Genomic DNA, 26,194 nt, shown 5'->3' with positions numbered 1-26,194 from the left:
CCAGTCTTGACATCCGCATGCCGCGCCCTCAATCTGTTGCGTATAGCGCTAGACGTTGCTCGTTGTGAAACCGGGGTGTGACAATGATCCCAGCGTGCCCTCTTGCCTCACTACCGCGAGGTGAGGCCCTCCGTCTAGATGTCGATCCGCCCATCGCGGTCTTCCACACAGATGAGGGCGACATCCTGGCGATCGACGACACCTGCACCCATCAGGACGCCTCACTGGCCGACGGCTGGCTGGAGGGCTGCGAGGTCGAGTGCCCGCTGCACGCCTCGCGGTTCAACCTGCGCACCGGCGAGGTGGACGCTCCTCCCGCGAAGCGGCCGGTCCGCATCCACCAGGTCGTCGTCGAGAACGACGTCATCTACGTCGTGCTGTCGGACGCGCCGCCCAACCTGCCGCCGGGCATCACCCTGAAAGGGCAGGCGTGAAGACGGTCTGCGTGGTCGGCGCCTCGCTGGCCGGGCTGCTGACGGCTCGGGCCCTGCGGAGCCAGGGCTACGGGGGGCGGCTCGTCGTCGTCGGCGCCGAGGAGCACCGGCCCTACGACCGGCCACCCCTGTCCAAGGACTTCCTCAAGGGCACGATCGGCGAGGACGATCTGGCGCTGGAAGGCGGCGACGAGCAGCAGGACATCGAATGGCGGCTGGGCGTGGCCGCCACCGGCCTGCAGGCGACCGCCCGCCGGATCGCGCTGAGCGACGGCACGTCGCTCGTGGCGGACGGCATCGTGATCGCCACCGGCGCGGCCGCACGCACGCTGCCGGGGACGGAGGCGCTACGCGGTGTGCACACGCTGCGCACCCTCGACGACGCTCGCGCGCTGCGCGCCGACCTGGCGACCACCAGGAGGCTGGTGGTGATCGGCGGCGGCTTCATCGGCGCCGAGGTCGCCGCCAGCGCCCGCGAACTCGGCCTCGACGTGACCCTCGTCGAGTCGGGGCAGGCGCCGCTGGCCGGCGTGATCGGCCTCACGATGGGGCACGCCATCGGCGACCTGCACGAACGGCGCGGCGTCCGGCTGGTACACGGCGCGTACGTCACCGAGGTGACCGGAACGGACCGGGCCGATGGTGTACGGCTGGGCGACGGCACGTACCTGCCCGCCGATGTCGTGGTCGTCGGGATCGGCGCAGTGCCCAGCATCGGCTGGCTCCACGGAAGCGGTGTCGAACTGGGCGACGGGGTGCTGTGCGACGAGGGCGGTGGCACCTCCGTGCCGGGCATCGTCGCGGTCGGCGACTGCGCGGCCTGGTACGACCCGGCATGGGGCAGGCACCACCGGGTCGAACACTGGACCGGCGCCCGCCAGCGGGCCGCGGTCGCCGCGGCGACGCTGCTGTCCGGCGGCACCGCCCGCCCCGAGCCCGCGCGCCCGGCATACTTCTGGTCCGACCAGTACGACGTGAAGATCCAGTTCATCGGGCACGCGGGCGACGCGGACACGGTGACCGTGGAGGAGGGCGACCCGGCGAACCACAGCTTCCTCGCCGTCTACCGACAGGGAGACCGGCCGGTGGCGGTGCTGGGCGTCAACCAGGTCCGGCTGTTCACCCGCTGGCGCCGCCGTTTGGAGACCGCGCCGGTCCAGACCGGCTGAAACAGGAGTGAACCATGACTCATGAAGTGCGCGGCGTGGTCGCGATGGGCAAAGGCAAGCCGGTCAGCCTGGAGACGATCCTCGTACCGGACCCAGGTCCCGGCGAGGCGCTGGTCAAGGTGCGAGCCTGCGGTGTCTGCCACACCGATCTGCACTACCGCGAAGGCGGCATCAACGACGACTTCCCGTTCCTGCTCGGCCACGAGGCCGCCGGAGTGGTCGAGGCCGTCGGCCCCGATGTCAGCGACGTGGCGCCCGGCGATTTCGTGATCCTCAACTGGCGGGCGGTGTGCGGGGCCTGCCGGTCCTGCTTGAGGGGTCGCCCGCAATACTGCTTCGCCACCCACAACGCCACCCAGAAGATGACACTGGCGGACGGCACGCCGCTCAGCCCCGCGCTCGGCATCGGCGCGTTCGCCGACAAGACGCTGGTGGCCGCCGGGCAGTGCACCAAGGTCGACCCGGCCGCCTCCCCGGCCGCCGCCGGGCTGCTCGGCTGCGGCGTGATGGCCGGGCTGGGCGCCGCCGTCAACACCGGCGCGGTCAGCCGCGGCGACTCGGTCGCGGTCATCGGGTGCGGCGGCGTCGGCAACGCGGCGATCGCCGGAGCACGGCTGGCCGGCGCTACGACGATCATCGCCGTGGACGTGGACGACAGGAAGCTCGACTGGGCGCGTGGCATCGGCGCGACCCACACGGTGAACGCCGGGCAGGCCGATCCCATCGAGCGGATCAGGGAGCTCACCGGTGGCTTCGGCGCCGACGTCGTGATCGACGCCGTAGGCCGGCCGGAGACGTTCAAGCAGGCGTTCTACTCCCGGGACCTGGCCGGGACCGCTGTCCTCGTGGGTGTGCCCACCCCGGAGATGACGCTGGAACTGCCGCTGCTCGACGTCTTCGGCCGCGGCGGCGCGCTGAAGTCGAGCTGGTACGGCGACTGCCTGCCGAGCCGCGACTTCCCCATGCTCGTCTCCCTCTACTTGCAGGGCCGCTTCGACCTCGACGCGTTCGTCACCGAGACCATCGAGTTGGGCGATGTCGAGGACGCCTTCGCCAAGATGCACCACGGCGAGGTGCTCCGCTCTGTGGTGGTGCTGTGATGCGGATCGAGCGCCTGGTCACCTCGGGCACTTTCAGTCTGGACGGCGGGAGGTGGGAGGTCGACAACAACGTCTGGCTGCTGGGTGACGACGACCAGGTCCTCGTGATCGACGCGGCGCACGACGCCGAGGCGATCGCGCGGGCCGTGGGCGACCGCCGGGTGGCCGGGATCGTGTGCACGCACGCCCACGACGACCACGTGAACGCCGCCCCCGAACTGGCCGCGCACACCGGTGCACCGGTGCTCCTGCACCCGGACGACGAGCCGCTCTGGAAGCTCGCGCACGTCGGCGCCGTGCCGGACGGTCCGCTGGAGAACGGGCAGATCCTCCGGATCGGCGACGCGGCCGTGCACGTCCTGCACACTCCCGGGCATGCCCCGGGAGCGGTGTGCCTGTACGTGCCCGAGCACGGCGTGCTGTTCTCCGGTGACACCCTCTTCCAGGGCGGCCCGGGGGCCACGGGCAGGTCGTACAGCGACTTCCCCACGATCATGGCGTCGATCAGCCGGTCCCTGCTCACGCTGCCCCCGGAGACGGTGGTGCACACGGGGCACGGCGACGACACCGGCATCGGAGCCGAGGCTCCGCAGCTCGAGGACTGGATCCGCCGAGGACACTGACCCGGCCCGTTACACAGAGGAGTAGTCCCGTGACCACTTCAACCACCTCCAGCGTGATCCCCACCCTCCCGGGCCGCTACTACACCGATCCGGAGATCTTCGCGCTGGAGCAGAAGAACATCTTCGAGACGATGTGGTTCTGCGCGGTGCGCTCGTCCGACCTGCCCAGACCAGGCGCCTTCAAGACGGTACGGGTCGGCGCCGAGAGCATGCTCATCAGCCGGGCACGCGACGGGTCGGTCCGCGCCTTCTTCAACGTCTGCCGCCACCGGGGCGCCACTTTGCGCACTGAGGAGTCGGGCGAGGTCAAGCGGACCTTTCAGTGTCCATATCACGCGTGGACCTACGACCTCGACGGCAAGCTGATCGCGGCGCCCAACCTGACCAAGATGAACGACCTGGACCGGGTGCAGTACGGGCTGGTCAAGGCGCACGTGCGCGAGTGGCTCGGCTACGTGTGGGTCTGCCTGGCCGACGAGCCGCCGCCGTTCGAGCGGGACGTGCAGGGCGCGGTGGCCGAGCGGCTGGGCGCGCCGGACCTCATCGACAACTACGACGTGGCCGGATTGTCGGTGGGCCGGCGGATTGTCTACGACGTCAAGGCCAATTGGAAGCTCATCGTCGAGAACTTCATGGAGTGCTACCACTGCGCCACGATCCACCCTGAGCTGACCGAGGTGCTGCCCGAGTTCGCCGACGGGTTCGCCGCACAGTACTTCGTCGGCCACGGCGCGGAGTTCGGCGAGCGGATCGAAGGCTTCACCGTCGACGGCTCGGCCGGACTCGACCGCATCCCGGGCGTGAATGAGGACCAGGACCGGCGCTACTACGCCATCACCATCAAGCCGCAGGTCTTCATCAACCTGGTGCCCGATCACGTCATCCTGCACCGGATGTTCCCGCTCGCGGTCGATCGCACGGTGGTCGAATGCGACTGGCTCTACCTGCCCGACGTGGTGGCCACAGGCAAAGACCTGGACAAGTCGGTCGAGCTCTTCCACCGGGTCAATGAGCAGGACTTCGACGCCTGCGAACGCTGCCAGCCCGCCATGAGCTCGCGTACGTACCGCGACGGCGGCGTGCTGGTGCCGAGCGAGCACCACATCGGCGCCTTCCACGAGTGGGTCCAGGACCGGATCGGCTGATGGTGACAGGCGGGAACGAAGACGAGGGACTCAGGGTCGGCCCGCCCAAGGAGTGGGCGGGCGGCCTGCCCGCCGTGGGGCACGCGCTGGAGATCGCCCATCGCGAGATGGGCGCCGCCCGAACCGTGCGCACGCTGCTGCGGGTGAACCAGAAGGACGGCTTCGACTGTCCCGGCTGCGCCTGGCCCGAGGGCGAGCATCGCAGCCCCGCCGAGTTCTGCGAGAACGGCGCGAAGGCCGTCGCCGAAGAGGCCACCACGCGCCGGGTCGGGCGGGAGTTCTTCGCCGCGCACCCGGTGGCGGACCTGGCCGTCCGTAGCGACCACTGGCTCGGCAGGCAGGGCCGGCTGACCGAGCCGATGCACAAGCCGCCCGGCGCGGAGCACTACCAGCCGATCACCTGGTCGCGGGCGTTCGAGATCATCGCCAGGGAGTTGCGCGCCCTCGACGGCCCCGACGAGGCCGTCTTCTACACCTCCGGCCGCACCTCCAACGAGGCGGCCTTCGCCTATCAGCTCCTCGTGCGCAGGTTCGGCACCAACAACCTGCCTGACTGCTCCAACATGTGTCACGAGTCCAGCGGCTCGGCCCTGACCGAGACACTGGGTATCGGCAAGGGCACGGTGTCGCTGGAGGACCTGCACCGGGCCGAGCTCATCTTCGTGGTGGGCCAGAACCCCGGCACCAACCATCCCCGCATGCTCACCGCGCTGGAGCGGGCCAAGCGTGGCGGGGCGCGGATCATCGCGGTCAACCCGCTGCCCGAAGCGGGCCTGCTGCGCTTCAAGAACCCGCAGCGCCCTTCGGGGGCGGGCCGCGGTACCGCGCTCGCCGACCGGTTCCTGCAGATCCGGCTCAACGGTGACATGGCGCTGTTCCAGGCGCTGTCCCTGCTGCTCATCGACAGCGCCGACCGGGCCTTCATCGACGAGTACACCTATGGGTTCGAGGTGTGGGAGAAGCACCTTCGCGCGCTCGACTGGGAGAAGGTCCTCCAGGCGACGGGTCTGACCCGGGCGGAACTGGAGGAGACGGCGGGTGAGGTCCGTACGGCCCGCTCGGTCGTCGTCTGCTGGGCGATGGGCCTGACCCAGCACCGCAACTCCGTGGCGACGATCAGGGAGGTGGTCAACTTCCTGCTGCTACGCGGCAACGTCGGTCGGAGCGGGGCGGGCGTGTGCCCGGTGCGCGGCCACTCGAACGTGCAGGGCGACCGGACGATGGGCATCTACGAGAAGCCGTCCGCGGCCTTTCTCGACGCGCTGCGCGAGGAGTTCGGTTTCGAGCCGCCCCGCCGCCACGGCCTCGACACGGTCGAGGCGATCCGTGCCATGCGTGATGGGGCGGCCAAGGTCTTCTTCGGCCTGGGCGGCAACTTCGTCCGGGCCACGCCCGACAGTGACGTGACGGAGGCCGCGCTGCGCCGTACCAGGCTGACCGTGCAGGTGTCCACCAAGCTCAACCGCTCCCACGCGGTGTGCGGCGAGGAGGCGCTGATCCTGCCGGTGCTCGGGCGCACCGAGCGCGATCCCGGCGGCTATGTGACCGTCGAGGACTCGATGGGCCTCGTCCACGCCTCCCGGGGCAGGCTCAAGCCCGGCTCCCCGGACCTGCTACCGGAAGTGGCCGTTGTCAGCCGGCTGGCGCGCGAGCTCTTCGCTGACGACCCGCACGTGCCGTGGGCGGAGTTCGAGCGCGACTATGGCGCGATCAGGGACCGCATCGCGCGGGTCGTCCCCGGGTTCGAGGACTTCAACGCGCGGGCGCCCGCCGGGTTCGCGCTGCCCAACGCGCCGAGGGATGAGCGCCGCTTCCCGACCGCGACGGGGAGGGCCAACTTCACCGTCAACGAGCTGGAGGTGCTGCGGGTGCCTCCCGGCCGGCTGTTGCTGCAGACCGTCCGCAGCCACGACCAGTACAACACCACGATCTACGGGCTCGACGACCGCTACCGCGGGGTCAAGGCGGGCCGCCGGGTGATCTTCGTACACCCGGACGACCTGGCCGAGCGCGAGCTGGCCGACGGCGAACTGGTGGACCTGGTCAGCGAGTGGCCCGACGGCGAGCGCACGGCCGCGGGGTTCAGGGTGATCGCCTACCCCACGGCCCGAGGCTGCTGCGCGGCTTACTTCCCAGAGACGAACGTGCTGGTGCCACTCGACTCGGTGGCAGAGACGTCCAACACCCCGACCTCGAAGAGCGTGGTGATCCGGCTGCTCAGGGCTGGCCCGCGTAGCCCAGCCGGTGGCTGATCTCATCGGCGCCGCTGATGAGGGTGGGGGCGAGTTCGTGGATGCGCTCGACGCTGAAGCGGTAGGCCGGCCCCGAGACGCTGATCGCGGCGACGACCTCGCCGTGATAGGAGCGGATGGGCGCGGCCATGGCGTTCAGTCCCTCTTCGAGCTCCTCCAGGCAGAAGGCGTAGCCCGTCTGCCGTGTCTGCGCGAGCTGCAGCTCCAGCGCGTCGGGGTCGACCATCGTCTTGGGCGTGAAGCTCTCGAGTTCGCCGTCCGACAGCAGCCGGGCGCGTTCGCTGAAGTCCTGGTAGGCGAGCAGCACCTTGCCGCTGGAAGTGGCGTGCAGCGGGGTGATCTGGCCGACCCAGTTGTAGGTGGTGATCGCCGAGGGGCCGCGCACCTGGTCGAGGTTGACCGCGTGGGCGGAGCGGAGCACGGCGATGTTCACCGTCTCGCCGATCTCCCCGGCCAGCCGGTTGCAGATCGGCCGGGCGCGGCCGGTGATGTCCATCTGCGTGCTGACCCCGCCGGCCAGCCGGATGATGCCGAAGCCCAGACGGTATTTGCCGCGGTCCTCGGCCTGTTCCACCAGACCGCGCGCCTCGAGCGCGCCGAGCAGCCGGAAGGCCGTCGACTTGTGCACGTCGATCTCGGCGGCTACCTCGCTCACGCCTGCCTCGCCGCGCTGGGAGAGGATCTCCAGCACGCTGATCGCCCTGTCGACCGACTGTACGCCTCCGCTGCCCGCATCGTTGCTCATAGCGAAACTGTAAGTGCAACGGGGAACTTCGTCGATTCGCTATGCCAAAAGATCTCTTGTTGCGAGTAGTGAAACGCGATGCGTATAGCGCTACGATTTGGTGAAACGTGTGATGAGACGAGGCACTATGACGCCACAGCAGTACGACTTCGTCATCGTGGGCGGCGGCTCGGCGGGGTGCGCCCTGGCCAACCGGCTCTCCGCGGACCCCGCCACGCAGGTGCTGGTCCTGGAGGCCGGCCGATCGGACTATCCGTGGGACGTGTTCATCCACATGCCCGCGGCCCTGCCCTTTCCCATCGGCAACCGTTTCTATGACTGGCGGTACGAGTCCGAGCCGGAGCCGTACATGGGCGGCAGGCGGATCTACCACGCCCGCGGAAAGGTGCTCGGCGGCTCCAGCAGCATCAACGGCATGATCTTCCAGCGCGGCAACCCCCTCGACTACGAGCGCTGGGGCGCCGACCCGGGCATGAAGAGCTGGGACTACGCGCATTGCCTGCCGTACTTCAAGCGGATGGAGAACTGCCTGGCCGACCCGGGCACCCCCTTCCGTGGTCACGACGGCCCGCTGGCGCTGGAGCGCGGAGCGGCGAGCAGCCCCTTGTTCGGGGCCTTCTTCGAGGCCGTCCAGCAGGCCGGCTACCCGCTCACGGACGACGTCAACGGCTACCGTCAGGAGGGCTTCGCCCGGTTCGACCGCAACATCCGGCGGGGCCGCCGGCTCAGCGCCGCGCGGGCCTACCTGCACCCCGTGCTGAAGCGTCCCAACCTCACGGTCAAGACCCGTGCGTTCGTGACGAGGATCCTCTTCGAGGGCGCCCGAGCGATCGGGGTGGAGTACGACGGCGGCACCGTACGCGCCAAGGAGGTCATCCTCTCCGGTGGCGCGATCAACTCGCCCCAGCTGCTGCAGTTGTCCGGCGTCGGCAACGCGGGGGAGCTGGCCGCCCTCGGCGTCGACGTGGTGCACGACCTGCCGGGCGTCGGCGAGAACCTGCAGGACCATCTGGAGGTCTACATCCAGCACGGCTGCGCCCAGCCGGTGTCCATGCAGCCGAACCTGCGGAAGTGGCGCCATCCCTGGATCGGCGCGCAGTGGCTGTTCGCGCGCAGCGGGCCAGGAGCGACCAACCACTTCGAGGCCGGCGGCTTCGTACGCAGCAACGACGACGTCGACTACCCCAACCTGATGTTCCACTTCCTGCCCATCGCCGTGCGCTACGACGGCACAGCGCCGGCCGGCGGGCACGGTTACCAGGTGCACGTCGGGCCGATGTACTCCGACGCCCGCGGGTCGGTCAAGATCAAGAGCGTCGACCCGCGGGAGCACCCCGCCCTGCGGTTCAACTACCTGTCCACCGAGCAGGACCGGCGGGAGTGGGTGGAGGCCGTCAGGGTGACCCGCGCCATCCTCGGCGCGCCCGCCCTGGCCGAGTTCAGCACCGGGGAGCTGTCACCCGGGCCGTCCGTCGAGACCGACGAGGAGATTCTGGACTGGGTCGCCAAGGATGGGGAGACGGCTCTGCACCCCTCGTGTACGGCCCGGATGGGCTGCGACGAGATGTCGGTGGTCGACCCGGAGACCATGCGCGTACGCGGCCTTGAGGGGCTGCGCGTGGTGGACGCCTCGGCCATGCCGTACGTGACCAATGGCAACATCTACGCGCCGGTCATGATGCTGGCGGAGAAGGCGGCCGACCTGATCCTCGGCAACACCCCGCTTCCGCCCGAGACGACCGAGTTCTACCGGCACCGCGCGTGAGGAGATGCGGCATGGCCGCCACCGGCAGGTGAAGGGAGGCGGTGGGGGCCGCAGCACCCCCACCGCCTCCTGGCCGGTGCCCGCCTCGGGCGGAATTCTCGGCGGGTCCTCAGCGGAAGACGACCGTGCGGTCGCCGTTGAGCAGCACGCGCTGCTCGCTGTGCCACTTCACGGCCCGGGCGAGCACCTGGGCCTCGACGTCCCGGCCCGCCGCGATCAGGTCCTCGGGGTCGAGCTCGTGGTCCACCCTGGCCACGTCCTGCTCGATGATCGGCCCTTCATCGAGGTCGGCCGTGACGTAGTGAGCGGTCGCGCCGATGAGCTTCACCCCCCGCTCGTGCGCCTGGTGGTACGGCTTGGCGCCCTTGAACCCCGGCAGGAACGAGTGGTGGATATTGATGGCACGGCCCTCGAGGCGCTTGCACATGTCGTCCGACAGGACCTGCATGTAGCGGGCGAGCACCACCAGGTCCGCCTCGTACTCCGCCACCAGCTCCAGCACCCTGGCCTCGGCCTCGGCCTTGCTCTGCGGCGTGACCGGCACGTGGTGGAAGGGCACGCCGTAGGAGGCGGCGAGCGGTTCGAGGTCGGGGTGGTTGGAGACGATCACGGGGATGTCGATGTTCAGTCCGCCCACCTGGCGGCGGAAAAGCAGGTCGTTCATGCAGTGACCGAACTTCGACACCATGATGAGCGACCTGGTGGGGGTCACGGCGTCCTTGAGCTGCCAGGTCATCTGGAAGGAGTCGGCGACGTAGGTGAAGCCGGCGCGCAGTTCCTCGAGCCCGTGCTGGGCCGCGAAGTGCACGCGCATGAAGAAACCGCCGCCTTGGCGGTCGTTGAACTGCTTGCTCTGCAGCATGTTGCCGCCGTGCTGCACCAGGAAGCTGGTCACGGCGTAGACGATGCCTGGCTTGTCGGAGCAAGAGACCGTGAGGATGAACTCGCGTCCAGGATCGGGCCGAGGAGACATCACACCTCCTAGTGTTGCGTATAGCGCAAAGCAGTGATGTATGCGCAACAGGGTGTATGTCCGAGTGCCGTCCAGTCAAGAGGGCGAGAGGTAGAGCCTGTGGAAAAGACACGGCAAGGATTCCGGCTGTGATTTCGGCCACCCCTTGACTTATTCGAGGGAGCCCGTCAATGCTGTTCCCCACTAAGCATTGTCTTGCGCGATACGCAACGATCAGGGGTGTGCCGATGACCGATCTCTACATCGGCGGCACGTGGACCAAGCCAACCGACGGTGGGCGGCGCGACATCCGCTGCCCTGCCGACGGCAGCCTCGTTACCACGGTCGCAGAAGCCACCGCGGCCGACACGGTGGCCGCGATCCTGGCGGCCCGGCGCGCCTTCGACCTGGGCGGCTGGTCCGGCACACCGGCGCGCGAGCGTGGCGCGCTGCTGTACAGGGTGGCCGATCTGCTGGAGCGGGACAAAGCGGCCTTCGCCCACGCGGAGTCGTCCGACACCGGCAAGCGGCTCGTGGAGAGCGAGTACGACGTCGACGACTCCGTGGCCTCGCTGCGCTACTTCGCCGGCGTCGCCGGCACCGACGCGGGGCGGGTGATCGACACCGGCCGTGACGACGCGATCAGCCGGGTCGTCTATGAGCCGGTCGGCGTGTGCGGCCTGATCACGCCGTGGAACTACCCCTTGCTGCAGGCTACGTGGAAGGTGGCGCCCGCGCTCGCCGCGGGCAACACCTTCGTGCTCAAGCCGAGCGAGCTGACCCCGAGCACCGCGATCCTCCTGATCCGCGCGCTGGAGGAGGCGGGCCTGCCCGCGGGCGTCGCCAACCTCGTGCTCGGCGCCGGACCGGCCGCGGGCGCGCCGCTCGCCGAGCACCCTGACGTGGACCTGGTCTCCTTCACCGGTGGCGCGGCCACCGGACGGCGGATCATGGCCGCGGCGGCCGCCACGGTCAAGCGGGTGGCGCTGGAGCTCGGCGGCAAGAACCCCAACATCGTCTTCGCCGACGCCGACTTCGACACGGCGGTGGACTTCGCGCTCACGGCCGTCTTCCTGCACTCCGGGCAGGTGTGCTCGGCCGGTGCCCGGCTCCTGGTGGAGGACTCGCTGCACGACTCGTTCGTGGACGAGGTCGTACGGCGTGCCGAGCTGATTCGCCTCGGCGGCCCCTTCGACCCGCAGGCCCAGACCGGTCCGCTCATCTCCGCCGCGCACCTGGCCAAGGTGGAGGAGTACGTGGCCGCCGGGCTCGCCGAGGGCGCCGTGCTGCGCTGCGGTGGCCACCGGCCGGCCGGTGAGGGCTTCTACTACCGGCCGACCGTGCTCGACGGGTGCAAGCAGGGCATGCGGGTGGTGCGCGAGGAGTCGTTCGGCCCCGTGCTGACCGTGGAGCGCTTCACCACCGAGGACGAAGCCGTCAGCCTGGCCAACGACACCGAGTACGGCCTGGCGGGCGCCGTGTGGACCCAGGACGCCGGCAAGGCGCAGCGGGTCGCGGGACGGCTGCGGCACGGCACGGTGTGGATCAACGACTACCACCCCTACGTCCCGCAGGCCGAATGGGGTGGCTTCAAGCAGTCAGGTGTCGGCCGCGAACTCGGACCGACAGGCCTGGATGAATATCGCGAGATCAAACATGTGTGGCAGAACATCCGTCCGCGACCCCAGCGGTGGTTCCCAGCGAACTGACGCTCCGACGACCAAGAGGTGGTCATGACTGTGCCGTCAGTGGCCGAACGTAGTGCGCCCGACATCGACGCCCCTCCCATCCTCGCCGTGCGCGGCCTGTGGAAGGTGTTCGGCCCCAAGGCCGAGAGCGTGGTCGGCAGCACGCTCACCCGCGACGAGCTCAAGCAGCAGAGCGGCTGTGTCGCCGCGGTCCGCGATGTCTCCTTCGAGGTGCGGCGGGGCGAGGTGTTCGTCGTCATGGGCCTGTCCGGTTCGGGCAAGTCCACCCTGGTCCGCTGCCTGACCAGGCTGATCGAACCCACGGCGGGCGAGATCCTGCTGGACGGGGAGGACGTGCGGGAAGCCGACGACCGCAGCCTGCGCGAGCTGCGCAGGCACCGCATGGCCATGGTCTTCCAGCACTTCGGGCTGCTGCCGCACCGGTGCGTCCTGCACAATGTCGCCTTCGGCCTGGAGATCCGCGGGGTCTCCAAGCGGGAGCGCTACACGCGGGCCCGCGAGGTGATCGGGCTCGTCGGCCTCGACGGCTTCGAGGACTCCTACCCCGACCAGCTCTCCGGCGGCATGCAGCAGCGGGTGGGCCTGGCGCGGGCGCTTGCGGCCGACCCCGAGGTGCTCCTGTTCGACGAGCCGTTCTCCGCGCTGGACCCGCTGATCCGGCGCGAGATGCAGAACGAGGTCATCCGGCTGCACCACGAGGTCGGCAAGACCATGATCTTCATCACTCACGATCTCAGTGAGGCGCTCAAGCTGGGCGACCGGATCCTCATCATGCGCGACGGCGAGCTCGTCCAGGTGGGCACGCCCGACCAGGTGGTGGGCGCGCCGGCCGACGACTACGTCAGGGACTTCGTCAGCGACGTCCCGCGCTCGCGCGTGCTGACGCTCCGCTGGATCATGCGCCCGGCCCAGCCGGGCGAGCCGCTCGACGGTCCCGTGCTCGCTCCCGACGTGGTCATCAGGGACGCCGTGAAGGCCGTGCTCTCGGCCGAGCGGCCGGTGCGCGTGATGGACGGGGAGACGTTGCTCGGCGTGGTCACCAGTGCGGAGATCCTCGAAGTGATCGCCGGAGGGCCGCAGGCATGACCACGGTGTCCGTGGTGAAGGCGCGGGTGACCGCCAGGCTGACGGGCCGCGGCTACCTGGTCGTGGCGACGCTCGCGGTGTGGGTGCTGGGCTGGGCGGTGCTGCGCGGGCGGGACACGCTGGCGCTCGGCGGTGCGGAGCTGACCCCGCTGCACGGCGGGCTGAACAGCGGCATGGACGCCATCGACGACAGCCGCAACAGCAACCCGTTCTTCCTCTACTTCATCAACTACATCCGGCTCTTCATCGACGAGGCCGTGCGGTTCGTCCAGGCCCTGATCAGCCAGCCGTCCTTCGACCGGCCGGTGCCGGTGCTCGGCTGGCTCGGGGTGGCCGGTCTGGCGACCGCCATCGCCCTGCTGTACGGCAACAGGAAGGTGGCGCTACTCACCGCCGCCGGATTCCTCTCCTTCGGCGTCCTGGGCCTGTGGCAGGAGAGCATGGACACCCTGGCGCTCACGCTGACCGCCGTGGTGCTGTCGCTGGCGGTGGGCATCCCGCTCGGGGTGTGGGCCGGGTTGAGCGACCGCTTCCACCGGCTGGTGACCCCGGTGCTGGACTTCATGCAGACCATGCCGACCTTCGTCTACCTGGCGCCGCTCACGCTGTTCTTCCTGATCGGCCCAGCCAGCGCGACGGTCGCCACGATGATCTACGCGATCCCGCCCGCCATCCGGATCACCGCGCTCGGCATCCGGCAGGTCTCGCCCGAGACGCTGGAGGCCGGCACCTCACTAGGCGCCACGCCCGCGCAGGCGCTGCGGCTCGTGCGGCTCCCCATGGCCAAACAGACGATCATCGTCGGGGTGAACCAGACCATCATGGCCGCCCTGTCCATGGCCACCATCGCGGCGCTCATCGACGCCCCCGGCTTGGGCCAGGCGGTCCTGAAGGCGCTGCAGACGCTCGACGTGGGCACCGCGTTCAACGCCGGGCTGGCCATCGTCATCATGGCCGTGGTGCTCGACCGGGTTACCTCGGCGGCCAGCCGCCGTGTGGAGGTCGCGCGCCGGGCCGGGCGGCTGCGCACCGTGCGGGGGCGCCGTCTCGAGGTGGCGGGCGTTCTCGGGATCGCCGCCGTGCTCGGCTATCTGTCCTATACCTACGTCTGGGCGGCGGAGTTCCCCGTCGACGCCAATTTCGGCTCCTACGTACGCCGCGCGGCCGACGCCGCGAGCCTGTGGGTGCAGGACAGCATGGTCACCTTCACGGACGCGCTGAAGAACCTGCTGACCAACGCGCTGCTCAACCCCTTCGAGGCGCTGCTGACGGGCTCGCCCTGGTGGCTGGTCGCCGCCGTGGCCGTGGCCGTCGTCCTGCTGGTGGGCAGCGTACGGGCCGCGCTGGTCGCCACGGCCGGGCTGCTGACGCTGGTGCTGCTCGGGCTCTGGCAAGACAGCATGGTCACGCTGGCCTCGACGCTCGTCGCGACCGTCCTGGTCATGCTGCTGGGCGTGGTCGTCGGGGTATGGATGGGCCGCAGCGACCGGGTCGACACCGTGCTCCGCCCCGTGCTGGACGCCGGCCAGACCATGCCGGCCTTCGTCTACCTGGTGCCCATCCTCGGCCTGTTCGGGCCGACCCGGTTCACCGCGATCATCGCGGCCGTGGTGTTCGCCGCACCGGTCGCGATCAAGCTGGTCGCGGAGGGCATCAGGGGGGTTTCGGCCACCACCGTCGAGGCGGCGACCTCGGCAGGGGCGAGTGCCTGGCAGCTCATCTCCAAGGTGCAACTGCCGATGGCACGCAGTGCCGTGACTCTGGCGACGAGCCAGGGGCTCATCTACGTGCTCTCCATGGTGGTCGTCGGCGGTCTGGTCGGCGCGGGAGCGCTCGGCTACGACGTCGTCGCCGGGTTCTCGCAGCACCAGTTGCGAGGCAAGGGGCTGGCCGCCGGGCTCGCGATCGTCGTGCTCGGCATCGTGCTCGACCGTGTCACGCGGGCCGCCACCGAGCGTGCGGACGCCGCGGCGCACGGCGGGCTTCATCAGAGGTGAACGATATCGGCCGGTTCCGGCCAGAGGAACTACAGGAGGACCAGGTGGCAGTAACCAGGAGCGGAAAGGTCCGGGCCGCCGTGCTCGTGACCGGCGCCGGCCTCCTGCTCACCGCGTGCGGAGGGGCGAAGGTCGGGCAGGTCGAGACCGCCACGAGCAGCGGTGCCGGCGGTGCCAAGAGCTGCGGAACCTTCAATCTCGCGGTCAACCCGTGGGTGGGCTACGAGGCCAACGCGGCGGTGATCGCGCAGGTGGCCGAGAAGCAGCTCGGTTGCAAGGTGGTCAAGAAGGACCTGAAGGAGGAGGTCGCCTGGCAGGGCTTCGCCACCGGTGAGGTCGACGCCGTCGTGGAGAACTGGGCCCACGACGACCTCAAGAAGAAGTACATCGATGACCAGAAGGTCGCCGTGTCCGCCGGGCCGACCGGCAACAAGGGCATCATCGGCTGGTACGTGGCGCCGTGGATGGCCAAGAAGTACCCGGACATCACCGACTGGAAGAACCTCAACAAGTACGCCTCGCTGTTCAAGACCTCCGAGTCCGATGGCAAGGGCCAGTTCCTTGACGGCGACCCGTCGTTCGTCACCAACGACGCCGCCCTGGTGAAGAACCTCAAGCTCGACTACAAGGTCGTGTACGCGGGCAGCGAGACCGCACTCATCACCAGCTTCCGCCAGTCGGAGAAGGAGCAGAAGCCGATCATCGGCTACTTCTACGACCCGCAGTGGTTCCTGTCGGAGCTCAAGCTGGTCAAGGTCAACCTGCCTGCCTACACCAAGGGCTGCGATACCGACGCGGCCAAGGTGGCGTGCGACTACCCGCCGTACGAGCTGGACAAGATCGTGAGCAAGAAGTTCGCGGACTCCGGCAGTCCCGCGTACACGCTGGTCAAGAACTTCTCCTGGACGAACGACGATCAGAACCTCGTGGCCAAGTACATCGCCGAGGACAAGATGACGGCCGAAGAGGCAGCCGCCAAGTGGGTGGCCGACAACCCCGACAAGGTCAAGGCCTGGCTGCCCGCCGGCTGAGATCCGCATGCGCCCGGCCCGGTCGACGTTCGGCGATCGGGCCGGGCGTACGCGTGTCCGGACCTGGTGTTCGACCAGGTTCGGCGCGGCCCGGCAAACCGTAGGGAATAAGACGCGACGCACTCTTGACACCCGGAACGCAGCGAGCGACGCTTGTTGCGGAAAGTGCGCTTGGTTGCATATTAGGCAACAACGGAGGTGGCTATGACGGGCCCGAGCGTCGTCATCATCGGCGCGGGTGTGGTCGGCGCGGCTCTCGCCGACGAGCTGTCCGCCCGCGGTTGGACCGGCGTCACGGTCGTTGATCAGGGAGACGTGCCCGCCACCGGCGGCTCCTCCTCCCACGCCCCAGGTCTGGTGTTCCAGATCAACGGGTCGAAGACCATGACCGAGATGGCCCGCTACACCGTCGAGAAGTTCGTCGAGCTGGACAGCTTCCTCCAGGTGGGCGGGCTCGAGGTGGCCACCACCCCCGAGCGGCTCGCCGAACTGCGCCGCCGCCACGGCTGGGCCACCTCCTGGGGGATCGAGGCCCACCTGCTCTCGCCGGAGGAGAGTGTGGCCAAGCACTCCCTCCTCGACCGCGACAAGGTGCTCGGCGGCCTGTTCATCCCCACTGATGGGCTGGCCAAGGCGGTCAAGGCGGTCGACGCGCAGCTCGCGCGGGCACAGGAGCGCGGCGTGCGGGTGCTCGGCAGGTACGAGGTGCTGGACGTCAGGAGTGAGGGCGGCCGGGTCACCGCGGTGGTGACCGACCAGGGCGAGATCCCCGCCGACATCGTGGTGTGCTGCGCCGGGATCTGGGGCCCGCGGGTCGCCCGCATGGTCGGGATGGAGCTGCCGCTCACTCCGGTCGCCCACCAGCTCGCCTGGACCGGGCAGGTGCCCGACCTGGCGGGCCAGACCGTCGAGGCCTCCCGGCCGATCCTCCGCCACCAGGACGCCGACCTGTACTACCGCGAGCGCTTCGACACGCTCGGCATCGGCTACTACGGTCACCGGCCCATGCCGATCAGCTCCGACGACATCCTGTCCGTCGATGCCGCCGAGGTGATGCCGTCCGTGCTCACCTTCACCCCCGACGACTTCGCCGAAGCCTGGAAGCAGACCCGGGAACTGCTCCCGTCCACGAACTCCGCCAAGGTGGAGGACGGCATCAACGGGCTGTTCTCGTTCACCACCGACCACCTGCCGCTGATGGGCGAGTCGCGCGAGGTCGAGGGCTTCTGGGTGGCCGAGGCCGTCTGGGTCACCCACTCCGCCGGAGTCGGCCGGGCGATGGCCGAATGGCTCGTCGACGGCCACTGCACGACGTTCGACCTGCATGAGTGCGATGTCAACCGGTTCGAGCCGCACCAGCTCGCACCCGACTACGTGCTGGCCCGCGGCTGCCAGAACTACGTCGAGGTCTACGACATCATCCACCCGCTCCAGCCGATGGAGGACCCCCGCCCGCTGCGTACCAGCCCGTTCCACCCCCGGCAGCGGGAGCTCGGCGCGACCTTCCTGGAGGCGTCGGGTTGGGAGCGCCCGCAGTGGTACGAGGCCAACGCCCCGCTGCTGCGGGGCCGCGACATCCCCGCGCCGGGAGACTGGGCGGCGCGGTACTGGTCGCCCATCGTCGGCGCGGAGGCCCAGGCCACCCGCGAGAGCGTCGCCATGTACGACATGACCGCGCTCAAGCGCCTGGAGGTCAGCGGCCCGGGCGCCGCCGCCTTCCTGCAGCGCCTCACCACCGGCAACGTGGACAAGTCAGTCGGCTCGGTGACGTACTGCCTGCTGCTCAACGCCGACGGCGGCATCCGCAGCGATGTCACCGTGGCCCGCCTCGGCCCCCAGGAGTTCCAGGTCGGTGCCAACGGCAACCTCGACCTCGACTGGTTCGACCGCCACCGGCCCGCCGACGTGTACATCCGCGACCTCACCCCGGCGACCTGCTGCATCGGCCTCTGGGGGCCCAAGGCCCGCGACCTCGTCCAGCCGCTGGCCACCGCCGACCTGACCGCGCTGCGCTACTTCCGCGGCACCCGCGCCTACCTCGGGAACGTGCCGGTCACCATGCTCCGCCTGTCCTACGTCGGCGAGCTCGGCTGGGAGATCTACACCACCGCGGACATGGGCCTCAAGCTGTGGGACACCCTGTGGGAGGCCGGCCAGGAGCACGGCGTCATCGCCGCCGGCCGGGGCGCCTTCACCAGCCTGCGCCTGGAGAAGGGCTACCGCTCCTTCGGCGCCGACATGACCTTCGAGCACGACCCGTACGAGGCGGGCCTCGAGTTCGCCGTCAAGCTGGACAAGGGCGACTTCATCGGCCGTGAGGCGCTGCTCGCCCGCAAGGAGTCGGTCGGCCGCCGCCTCACCTGCCTGCTCACCGACGAGGTCGTCATGGGCAGGGAGCCGGTGTACGACGGCAAGCGGCCGGTCGGCTACGTCACCAGCGCCGCCCACGGATACACGATCGGCAGAGGGATCGCCTACGCGTGGCTGCCCGCCTCGCTCGCGAACCCGGGCCAGACCGTCCACGTCGGCTACTTCGACCGGCGGGTGGGCGCCGTCGTGGCCGAGGAGCCCCTGTTCGACCCGGCGATGACCCGGCTGCGCGGTTAGGAGAGGACATCAGATGATCGACACCCCGCTGGACGTGGTAGACCCGGAGGTTCACGCCGCCATCGGCGCGGAGCTGGACCGGCAGCGATCGACGCTGGAGATGATCGCGTCGGAGAACTTCGCGCCCGTGGCCGTCATGGCCGCCCAGGGCTCGGTGCTCACCAACAAGTACGCCGAGGGCTACCCGGGCAGGCGTTACTACGGCGGCTGCGAGCACGTCGACGTGATCGAGCGGCTCGCCATCGATCGGGTGCGGGCGCTGTTCGGCGCCGAGGCGGCCAATGTGCAACCCCACTCGGGCGCGCAGGCCAACGCCGCGGCCATGGCGGCCCTGCTGGAGCCGGGCGACACCATCCTCGGCCTCGACCTGGCCCACGGCGGGCACCTCACGCACGGCATGCGCATCAACTTCTCCGGCCGGCTCTACAACGTGGTCGCCTACCACGTGCGCGAGAGCGATCACCTGGTGGACATGGAGGAGGTCGAGCGGCTGGCCCGCGAGCACCGGCCGAAGCTCATCATCGCCGGCTGGTCGGCCTATCCCCGGCAGCTCGACTTCGCGGCCTTCCGCCGGATCGCCGACGAGGTGGGTGCCTACCTCATGGTCGACATGGCACACTTCGCCGGCCTGGTGGCGGCGGGTCTGCACCCCTCGCCCGTGCCGCATGCCCACGTGGTCACCACGACCACGCACAAGACCCTCGGTGGCCCGCGTGGCGGGGTCGTCCTGTCCATCGCGGACCTCAGCAAGAAGATCAACTCAGCGGTGTTCCCCGGCCAGCAGGGTGGTCCGCTGGAGCACGTCATCGCGGCCAAGGCCGTCGCGTTCAAGGTCGCGGCCGAGGAGGCGTTCCGCGACCGGCAACGGCGCACGCTGGAGGGCGCGCGAATCCTCGCCGAGCGGTTGCTCGCTCCCGACGCGGTCGCCGCCGGGGTCAGGGTGCTGACCGGCGGCACCGACGTGCACCTCGTACTGGTCGACCTGCGCGACTCCGAGCTGGACGGCAAGCAGGCCGAGGACCGGCTGCACGCGGCGGGCATCACGGTGAACCGCAACGCCGTGCCCTTCGACCCGCGCCCGCCCATGGTCACCTCCGGGCTGCGGATCGGCACACCCGCCCTGGCGACGCGCGGGTTCGGCGCGGCGGACTTCAGGGAGGTCGCCGACATCATCGCGGGTGCCCTGACGCCGGACGCCGACTTGGCGTTCCTGCGCGGCAGGGTCGAGGCCCTCGCCGGCAAGCACCCTCTCTACGGAGAGGTCCGATGACGCCGCGCGCGCCCGGAGCGGACCTGCCCGAGCACCCCGACCGGCTGTGGAGCGCGGCCGAGCCGAAAGCCTCCTACGACGTGGTGATCGTCGGCGGGGGCGGCCACGGCCTCGCCACCGCCTACTACCTGGCCAAGAACCACGGCATCAGCAACGTCGCGGTCTTGGAGCGGGGCTGGCTGGCCGGCGGCAACATGGCTCGCAATACCACCATCATCCGGTCCAACTACCTGTGGGACGAGAGCGCGGGCATCTACGAGCACGCGCTCAAGCTCTGGGAGGGCTTGGAGGAGGAGCTCGACTACCCGCTGCTGTTCAGCCAGCGCGGCGTGCTCAACCTCGCGCACAGCCTCCAGGACGTGCGTGACAGCGTCCGCCGGGTGGAGGCGAACCGGCTCAACGGCGTGGACGCGGAATGGCTGGACCCCCAGCAGGTCAAAGAGGTCTGCCCGATCGTCAACATCTCGCCCGACGTGCGCTATCCGGTGCTGGGGGCCACTTTCCAGCCCCGCGCGGGCATCGCCAAGCACGACTACGTCGCATGGGGGCTGGCCCGGGCGGCCGCAGCGCTCGGCGTCGACTTCATCGAGCACTGCGAGGTCACGGGGCTGCGGGTGAGCGATGGCCGGGTCACCGGCGTGGACACCACCCGCGGCACGATCGCGGCGGGCCGGGTGGCGCTGTGCGCGGCCGGGCACAGCTCGGTCGTCGCCGCCACCGCCGGCATCGACCTGCCGGTGCAGAGCCATCCGCTGCAGGCGCTGGTCTCCGAGCTGCTGGAGCCCGTGCACCCGACAGTCGTCATGTCCAACGCCGTCCACGTGTACGTCAGCCAGGCCCACAAAGGGGAGTTGGTGATGGGGGCGGGTATCGACGCGGCCAACTCCTACCGCCAGCGCGGCGCCTTCCACATCATCGAGCGGCAGATGGCCGCGGCGCTGGAGCTGTTCCCAATCTTCGCCAGGGCACACGTGCTGCGGACCTGGGGCGGCGTCGTGGACGTCACACCGGACGCCTCACCGATCGTCGGGCTGACCCCGGTCGACGGCCTCTACCTCAACTGCGGGTGGGGCACCGGGGGCTTCAAGGCCACCCCCGGCGTGGGCTGGTGTTTCGCCCACACGGTGGCCAACGGCGAGCCGCACCCGCTCAACGCTCCCTTCTCCCTTGACCGATTCGTCACCGGGGCGCTCGTCGACGAGCACGGCGCCGCCGCGGTCGCGCACTGAGGACGTCACATGCTGCTGATCCCATGCCCCTGGTGCGGCCCACGCGAGGAGGCCGAGTTCCACTACGGCGGGCAGGCACACGTCGCCTACCCGGAGAACCCGGCCACGCTCTCCGACGAGGAATGGGCCCGCTACCTGTTCTTCCGCGACAACCCCAAGGGCGTCTTCGCCGAGCGCTGGAGCCACTCCGCGGGCTGCCGCCGGTGGTTCAACGCCCTGCGCGACACCGCGACCAACGAGATCCACGCCGTCTACCGTGCGGGCGAGCCGCGGCCGGTGACCTCATGACGCGCGAGAGCGGCGACCGAATGGACGGGCTGAGGCGGGAGAGCGGCGGCCGCATCGACCGCTCCCGCACTCTGCGCTTCCGGTTCGACGGGCAGGAGTACACCGGCCACCCCGGTGACACCCTCGCCTCCGCGCTGCTGGCCAACGGCGTACGCCAGGTCGCCACCAGCGTCAGGCTGGGCCGCCCGCGCGGGATCTTCTCCGCGGGCAGCGAGGAGCCCAACGCGGTCGTCCAGATCGAGGAGCCGTTCCCCGAGCCGATGCTGCCCGCCACCACGGTCGAGCTGTATGACGGCCTGGTCGCCAGCAGTCTCGTCGGCCAGGGCCGCCTGGCGACCGAGCCCGACCCGGCCCGGTACGACAGCGTCCACGCCCACTGCGACGTCCTGGTGGTCGGCGCCGGGCCGGCCGGGTTGGCCGCCGCTCGCGAGGCGGCGAGAACCGGCGCGCGGGTGATCCTCGCCGACGAGCAGCCCGAGCCGGGCGGCAGCCTGCTGGGCACGACCGACCTCGTGGACGGCGTGCCGGGCGCAGAGTGGGCCGCCACGATGGCGGCCGCGCTGGAGGACCTGCCCGAGGTGCGGGTGCTGCGGCGCACCACCGTCTTCGGCTACTACGACGACAACTACCTGGTCGCCGTCGAGCGGCGCACCAACCACCTCGGCGGCGCGGCGCCCGCCGCCGTGGCACGCGAGCGGGTCTGGCGCATCAGGGCGCGACGGGTGGTCTTGGCCACCGGCGCGCACGAGCGGCCGATCGCCTTCGCGGGCAACGACCTGCCCGGCGTGATGCTGGCCGGCGCCGCCCGTACCTACGCCAACAGGTACGGCGTGCTGCCGGGCCGCCGCGCGGTGGTGTTCACCGCGAACGACAGCGCCTACGCCGCCGCTCTCGACCTCGCCGAGGCGGGTGTGGAGGTGGCGGCCATCGTCGACGTCCGGCCCGCCCCTGGCCCGGGCTGGGCCGAAAGGGCACGTGAGCGCGGTATCGCGCTGCTGCCAGGCCGCGTGGTGACCGCTGCCCGTGGCGACGGCCAGGTCTCGTCGGTGCTGGTCGCCGAGGCAACGGACGCCACGGCAAGGGACGCCACTCCCACCGCTTCCGCGGCCGGGGAGCGGGCGCTCGACGCCGACCTGCTGCTCGTGTCGGGCGGCTGGAACCCGGTCGTCCACCTGTTCAGCCAGTCGGGCGGCACGCTCCGCTACGACGAGGCGCTCGGCACACTCGTTCCCGACCGGTCCCGGCAGGCCGTCGACGTGGCCGGGGCGGCGGCGGGAGACCTGGAGGCGGCGGGGGAGGCGTACTGGCTGGTCCCCGCGAGCGACTACTCGGCGCACTTCGTCGACCTGCAGCGGGACGTGACCGTCGCCGACATCCAGCGGGCGACCGGCGCCGGCCTGCGCTCCGTCGAGCACGTCAAGCGCTACACCACCGCCGGAACGGCCCACGATCAGGGCAAGACCTCCGGGCTGCTCACCTCGGCGGTCGTGGCCCACGCGATCGGCGTGCCGGTGGCCGAGCTGGGCATCACCACGTTCCGCGCGCCGTACCTGCCCGTGAGCTTCGCGACCCTGGCCGGCCGCGACCGCGGCCTGCTGCACGACCCCGTCAGAGTGACGGCGCTGCACGAGTGGCACGTCGCCCACGGCGCGCTCTTCGAGAACGTCGGTCAGTGGAAGCGGCCGTGGTACTACCCGCGTCCCGGCGAGGACATGGAGGCCACTGTGCTGCGCGAGTGCCGGGCGGCCCGCGAGGGTGTGGCGGCGATGGACGCCTCCACCCTCGGCAAGATCGACGTGATCGGGCCCGACGCGGGGGAGTTCCTCGACCGGCTGTACACCAACCTGATGAGCTCGCTGAAGGTCGGCGCCATCCGCTACGGCGTCATGTGCCGGCCCGACGGAATGGTATTCGACGACGGCACGGTCATCCGCCTCGCCGAGGACCACTTCCTCATCACCACCACGACGGGCAACGCGGCGACCGTCCTCGACTGGATGGAGGAGTGGCTGCAGACCGAGTGGCCCTGGCTGCGGGTGTACTGCACGTCGGTAACCGAGCAGTGGGCCACGGTCGCCCTCGTCGGGCCGGCCTCGCGTGAGGTGCTCGCCGGGCTCGCGCCGGGGCTCACGGTGGACGCGGCGGCCTTCCCGTTCATGACCTGGCGGGACGCGCACGTGGCCGGGATCCCGGCGCGGGTGTGCCGGATCAGCTTCTCCGGCGAGCTGGCCTTCGAGATCAACGTGACGTCCTGGGACGGCCTGCCCCTGTGGAGGGCGATCATGGATACCGGACTCGTGACCCCGTACGGGACCGAGACCATGCACGTGCTGCGAGCCGAGAAGGGCTACCCGATCGTCGGCCAGGACACCGACGGCACGGTCACCCCGCAGGACCTGGGTATGTCCTGGGTGGTGTCGAAGAAGAAGCCCGACTTCATCGGCAAGCGATCGTTCGCGCGGGCCGACACCTCGCGGACGGACCGCAAGCAGCTCGTCGGTCTGCTGCCGGAGGATCCGGACTTCCTGCTGCCCGAAGGGGCGCACCTGGTCGCCACGGCCTCGCCGCCACAGCCGCCCGTGCCCGCCCTCGGCCACGTCACCTCCAGCTATCGCAGCGCGGCCCTGGGCCGCACGTTCGCGCTGGCGCTGGTCAGTGGCGGGCAGGGCCGGCTCGGAGAGCGGCTGTACGCGCCGGTCGCGGGCAGGTTCGTGCCGGTGACCGTCGCCTCTCACGTTCTGTACGACCCGGAAGGAGCGCGCCGTGATGGCTGAGCGCAGGAGCCCGGCCGCGGCCTTCGCGGGCCGGTTCGCCGCCGCGTCCGAAGGTGGGGGGCTGCGGCTCGCCGAGCTGCCGTTCCTCACCCACGTCAACGTGCGCGTCGACCCGGCGAGCCCGCCGGCCGAGGACCTCGGGGCCGTGCTGGGGGTGCGGCTGCCCGTCGAGCCGTGCACCGCCGTACAGACCGGCTCCGGGGCCGGCTCCGGCGCCGACGACGTCACGGTGGCCTGGCTCGGTCCCGACGAGTGGCTGGTGATCGGGCCCGAGGGCTACCGGCACGAGCTGCTGCGCAAAGCTCTCGGGGACCGGCACGGGTCGATCGTGGACGTGTCGGCCCAGCGCACCACCCTGCTGGTGTCGGGCCCCCGCGCGCGCGACCTGCTGGCCCACGGCTGTGCGCTCGACCTGCACCCCAGCGTCTTCGGGCCCGGGAGTTGCGCGCAGACCATGCTGGCACAGGCCCAGGTCGTGCTCCTGGCCCGGCCCGATGGCTTCCTCGTGCTCGTCCGCTCGTCCTTCGCCGCGTACCTGGCGGAGTGGCTCCTCGACGCGGCGACGGAACACCTCGGGTGAGCATCGGCGTCTTCGACCTGTTCAAGATCGGCATCGGGCCGTCCAGCTCGCACACAGGCGGCCCGATGGCGGCCGCGCACCGGTTCGCGCGGGGGCTGCACGAGGACGGCCTGCTGCCGCGCACGGCCCGGGTCCAGGCGATCCTGTACGGCTCACTGGGCCTGACCGGCAAGGGCCACGGCAGTGACAAGGCCGTCCTGCTCGGCCTGTCGGGTGACAAGCCCGAGCTGGTCGACGTCGACGGTATCGACGCCCGGCTGGCCCTGATGCGCTCCTCGGCCACGATCAGTCTGTACGGCAGCCACCCGATCCCGTTCGTGGTCGGCGAGGACCTTGTCTTCGAACGCAGGATCTCGCTGCCCGGTCACCCCAACGGCATGCGCTTCACCGCGCTGGCCACCGACGGGTCGGTGCTGCGGGAGAAGGTCTACTACTCTGTCGGCGGCGGCTTCGTGGTGGACGAGAACGCCACCGGCGCCGACCGGATCAAAGCCGACGACACCGTGCTGCCCTATCCGTTCACCACCGCTGAGGAACTGCTCAAGCACTGCTCGGCCACCGGCCTGTCGATCTCGGGGCTGATGCTGGAGAACGAGAAGGCGTTCGGCCGCACCGACGAGCAGATCCGCGGGCAGATCCTGGAGCTGTGGCGGGTGATGTCGCAGTGCGTGCGGCGGGGCATCTCCCGGGAGGGGATGCTGCCCGGCGGGCTGAGGGTCAGGCGGCGCGCCCACCAGTTGCAACGCCGGCTGCAGAGCGAGGCCTCCGGCGCCGATCCGTTGCAGGTGATGGACTGGGTGTCGCTGTTCGCGCTGGCGGTCAACGAGGAGAACGCCGCCGGTGGTCGCATCGTCACCGCGCCGACCAACGGCGCGGCGGGCATCATCCCGGCGGTGCTGACCTACTACTCCAGGTACGTGCCCGGCGCCGATGAGGAGGGGGTGATCCGCTTCTTCTTGACCGCGGCGGCGATAGGCGTGCTGTTCAAGGAGAACGCCTCCATCTCCGGGGCCGAGGTGGGCTGCCAGGGCGAGGTCGGCTCAGCCTGCTCGATGGCCGCCGCCGGGCTGACCGAGGTGTTGGGCGGCACCCCGGAGCAGGTGGAGAACGCCGCCGAGATCGGCATCGAGCACAATCTCGGCCTGACGTGCGACCCGGTCGGTGGGTTGGTGCAGATCCCGTGCATCGAACGCAACGCCGTCGCCTCGATCAAGGCCATCACCGCCGCCCGCATCGCGCTACGTGGCGACGGCCGCCACTTCGTCTCGCTGGACAAGGCCATCAAGACGATGCGCGACACCGGCCGTGACATGCTCGACAAGTACAAGGAGACCTCACGCGGCGGCCTCGCCGTCAACGTCATCGAATGCTGAACGGTCTTTCCAGTGGCTCCCGCGACGCAACGAGAGTTGCGCGTAAGTCACGTAGCCGCGCCGTC

The 26,194-nt window shown here is 70.2% G+C and carries 20 protein-coding genes; 18 read left to right on the top strand and 2 right to left on the bottom strand.

Annotated elements, in window-relative coordinates:
- Nucleotides 1-83: 83 nt before the first annotated feature.
- The 6 genes from AB0J16_RS47955 to AB0J16_RS47930 are packed head-to-tail and all read left to right on the top strand — an operon-like array spanning nt 84 to nt 6,723.
- Nucleotides 84-434 carry a bifunctional 3-phenylpropionate/cinnamic acid dioxygenase ferredoxin subunit gene (locus tag AB0J16_RS47955; protein WP_358552757.1) on the top strand — a complete coding sequence of 117 codons (351 nt, stop codon included), beginning with the start codon at nt 84-86 and terminating at the stop codon, nt 432-434.
- Nucleotides 431-1,603 (top strand): FAD-dependent oxidoreductase, encoded by a 1,173-nt coding sequence (locus tag AB0J16_RS47950; RefSeq protein WP_358552755.1) that lies wholly within the window; start codon nt 431-433, stop codon nt 1,601-1,603. The genes AB0J16_RS47955 and AB0J16_RS47950 overlap by 4 nt, the downstream gene beginning before the upstream one ends.
- Nucleotides 1,604-1,617: 14 nt before the next feature.
- Nucleotides 1,618-2,703 (top strand): S-(hydroxymethyl)mycothiol dehydrogenase, encoded by a 1,086-nt coding sequence (locus AB0J16_RS47945; RefSeq protein WP_358552753.1) that lies wholly within the window; start codon nt 1,618-1,620, stop codon nt 2,701-2,703.
- The gene (locus AB0J16_RS47940) at nt 2,703-3,326 is read left to right on the top strand and encodes an MBL fold metallo-hydrolase (protein WP_358552751.1); all 624 of its coding nucleotides are present in this window, start codon (nt 2,703-2,705) and stop codon (nt 3,324-3,326) included. Before AB0J16_RS47945 ends, AB0J16_RS47940 begins: the two co-directional genes overlap by 1 nt.
- A 29-nt stretch (nt 3,327-3,355) precedes the next feature.
- Complete coding sequence (locus AB0J16_RS47935) at nt 3,356-4,471, top strand: aromatic ring-hydroxylating dioxygenase subunit alpha (protein WP_358552749.1); 1,116 nt, start codon at nt 3,356-3,358, stop codon at nt 4,469-4,471.
- A complete protein-coding gene (locus AB0J16_RS47930; protein ID WP_358552747.1) occupies nt 4,471-6,723 on the top strand; it encodes an FdhF/YdeP family oxidoreductase in 2,253 nt (750 codons plus the stop codon). Before AB0J16_RS47935 ends, AB0J16_RS47930 begins: the two co-directional genes overlap by 1 nt.
- Here the strand turns inward: AB0J16_RS47930 and AB0J16_RS47925 are convergent.
- Nucleotides 6,689-7,468: an IclR family transcriptional regulator gene (locus tag AB0J16_RS47925; RefSeq protein WP_358552745.1), complete on the bottom strand. Its 780-nt coding sequence runs from the start codon at nt 7,466-7,468 to the stop codon at nt 6,689-6,691. The two genes, AB0J16_RS47930 and AB0J16_RS47925, sit on opposite strands and share 35 nt — an antisense overlap.
- 127 nt (nt 7,469-7,595) lie before the next feature.
- On the opposite strand from AB0J16_RS47925, the gene betA reads away from it, so the two are divergent.
- Nucleotides 7,596-9,233 carry a choline dehydrogenase gene (gene betA, locus AB0J16_RS47920; RefSeq protein WP_358552743.1) on the top strand — a complete coding sequence of 546 codons (1,638 nt, stop codon included), beginning with the start codon at nt 7,596-7,598 and terminating at the stop codon, nt 9,231-9,233.
- 109 nt (nt 9,234-9,342) lie between these two features.
- On the opposite strand, the gene purU is transcribed toward betA, so the two are convergent.
- Nucleotides 9,343-10,206: a formyltetrahydrofolate deformylase gene (purU, locus tag AB0J16_RS47915; protein WP_358552741.1), complete on the bottom strand. Its 864-nt coding sequence runs from the start codon at nt 10,204-10,206 to the stop codon at nt 9,343-9,345.
- A gap of 227 nt (nt 10,207-10,433) precedes the next feature.
- Between purU and AB0J16_RS47910 the strand changes: the two genes are divergently transcribed.
- The 11 genes from AB0J16_RS47910 (at nt 10,434) to AB0J16_RS47860 (ending at nt 26,129) form a co-directional block, all read left to right on the top strand.
- Nucleotides 10,434-11,894, top strand: a complete 1,461-nt coding sequence (locus tag AB0J16_RS47910; protein ID WP_358552739.1) for an aldehyde dehydrogenase family protein — start codon at nt 10,434-10,436, stop codon at nt 11,892-11,894.
- 24 nt (nt 11,895-11,918) lie between these two features.
- Nucleotides 11,919-12,980, top strand: coding sequence for a betaine/proline/choline family ABC transporter ATP-binding protein (locus tag AB0J16_RS47905; RefSeq protein WP_358552737.1), 1,062 nt, complete (start codon nt 11,919-11,921; stop codon nt 12,978-12,980).
- Nucleotides 12,977-14,977 (top strand): ABC transporter permease subunit, encoded by a 2,001-nt coding sequence (locus AB0J16_RS47900; RefSeq protein WP_358552735.1) that lies wholly within the window; start codon nt 12,977-12,979, stop codon nt 14,975-14,977. Before AB0J16_RS47905 ends, AB0J16_RS47900 begins: the two co-directional genes overlap by 4 nt.
- A gap of 44 nt (nt 14,978-15,021) precedes the next feature.
- A complete protein-coding gene (locus AB0J16_RS47895; RefSeq protein WP_358552733.1) occupies nt 15,022-16,008 on the top strand; it encodes an ABC transporter substrate-binding protein in 987 nt (328 codons plus the stop codon).
- Between the two features lie 204 nt (nt 16,009-16,212).
- A complete protein-coding gene (locus tag AB0J16_RS47890; protein WP_358552731.1) occupies nt 16,213-18,615 on the top strand; it encodes an FAD-dependent oxidoreductase in 2,403 nt (800 codons plus the stop codon).
- 13 nt (nt 18,616-18,628) lie between these two features.
- Entirely contained in the window at nt 18,629-19,885 is a 1,257-nt protein-coding gene (glyA, locus tag AB0J16_RS47885; RefSeq protein WP_358552729.1) for a serine hydroxymethyltransferase, read from the top strand.
- The gene (locus tag AB0J16_RS47880; protein WP_358552727.1) at nt 19,882-21,114 is read left to right on the top strand and encodes a sarcosine oxidase subunit beta family protein; all 1,233 of its coding nucleotides are present in this window, start codon (nt 19,882-19,884) and stop codon (nt 21,112-21,114) included. Before glyA ends, AB0J16_RS47880 begins: the two co-directional genes overlap by 4 nt.
- 9 nt (nt 21,115-21,123) lie before the next feature.
- On the top strand, nt 21,124-21,402 hold the full coding sequence (locus AB0J16_RS47875; RefSeq protein ID WP_358552725.1) for a sarcosine oxidase subunit delta: 279 nt from the start codon (nt 21,124-21,126) through the stop codon (nt 21,400-21,402).
- Nucleotides 21,399-24,176, top strand: a complete 2,778-nt coding sequence (locus AB0J16_RS47870; protein WP_358552723.1) for an FAD-dependent oxidoreductase — start codon at nt 21,399-21,401, stop codon at nt 24,174-24,176. The genes AB0J16_RS47875 and AB0J16_RS47870 overlap by 4 nt, the downstream gene beginning before the upstream one ends.
- Entirely contained in the window at nt 24,169-24,756 is a 588-nt protein-coding gene (locus tag AB0J16_RS47865) for a sarcosine oxidase subunit gamma family protein (protein ID WP_358552721.1), read from the top strand. Before AB0J16_RS47870 ends, AB0J16_RS47865 begins: the two co-directional genes overlap by 8 nt.
- Nucleotides 24,753-26,129: an L-serine ammonia-lyase gene (locus tag AB0J16_RS47860; protein ID WP_358552719.1), complete on the top strand. Its 1,377-nt coding sequence runs from the start codon at nt 24,753-24,755 to the stop codon at nt 26,127-26,129. Before AB0J16_RS47865 ends, AB0J16_RS47860 begins: the two co-directional genes overlap by 4 nt.
- The last annotated feature ends 65 nt before the right edge of the window (nt 26,130-26,194 follow it).

Source organism: Nonomuraea sp. NPDC049750, assembly GCF_040659625.1.
Lineage (GTDB): Bacteria > Actinomycetota > Actinomycetes > Streptosporangiales > Streptosporangiaceae > Nonomuraea.
Note: the sequence above shows the minus strand (reverse complement) of the source record. Positions and strands in the feature narration are given on the sequence as shown.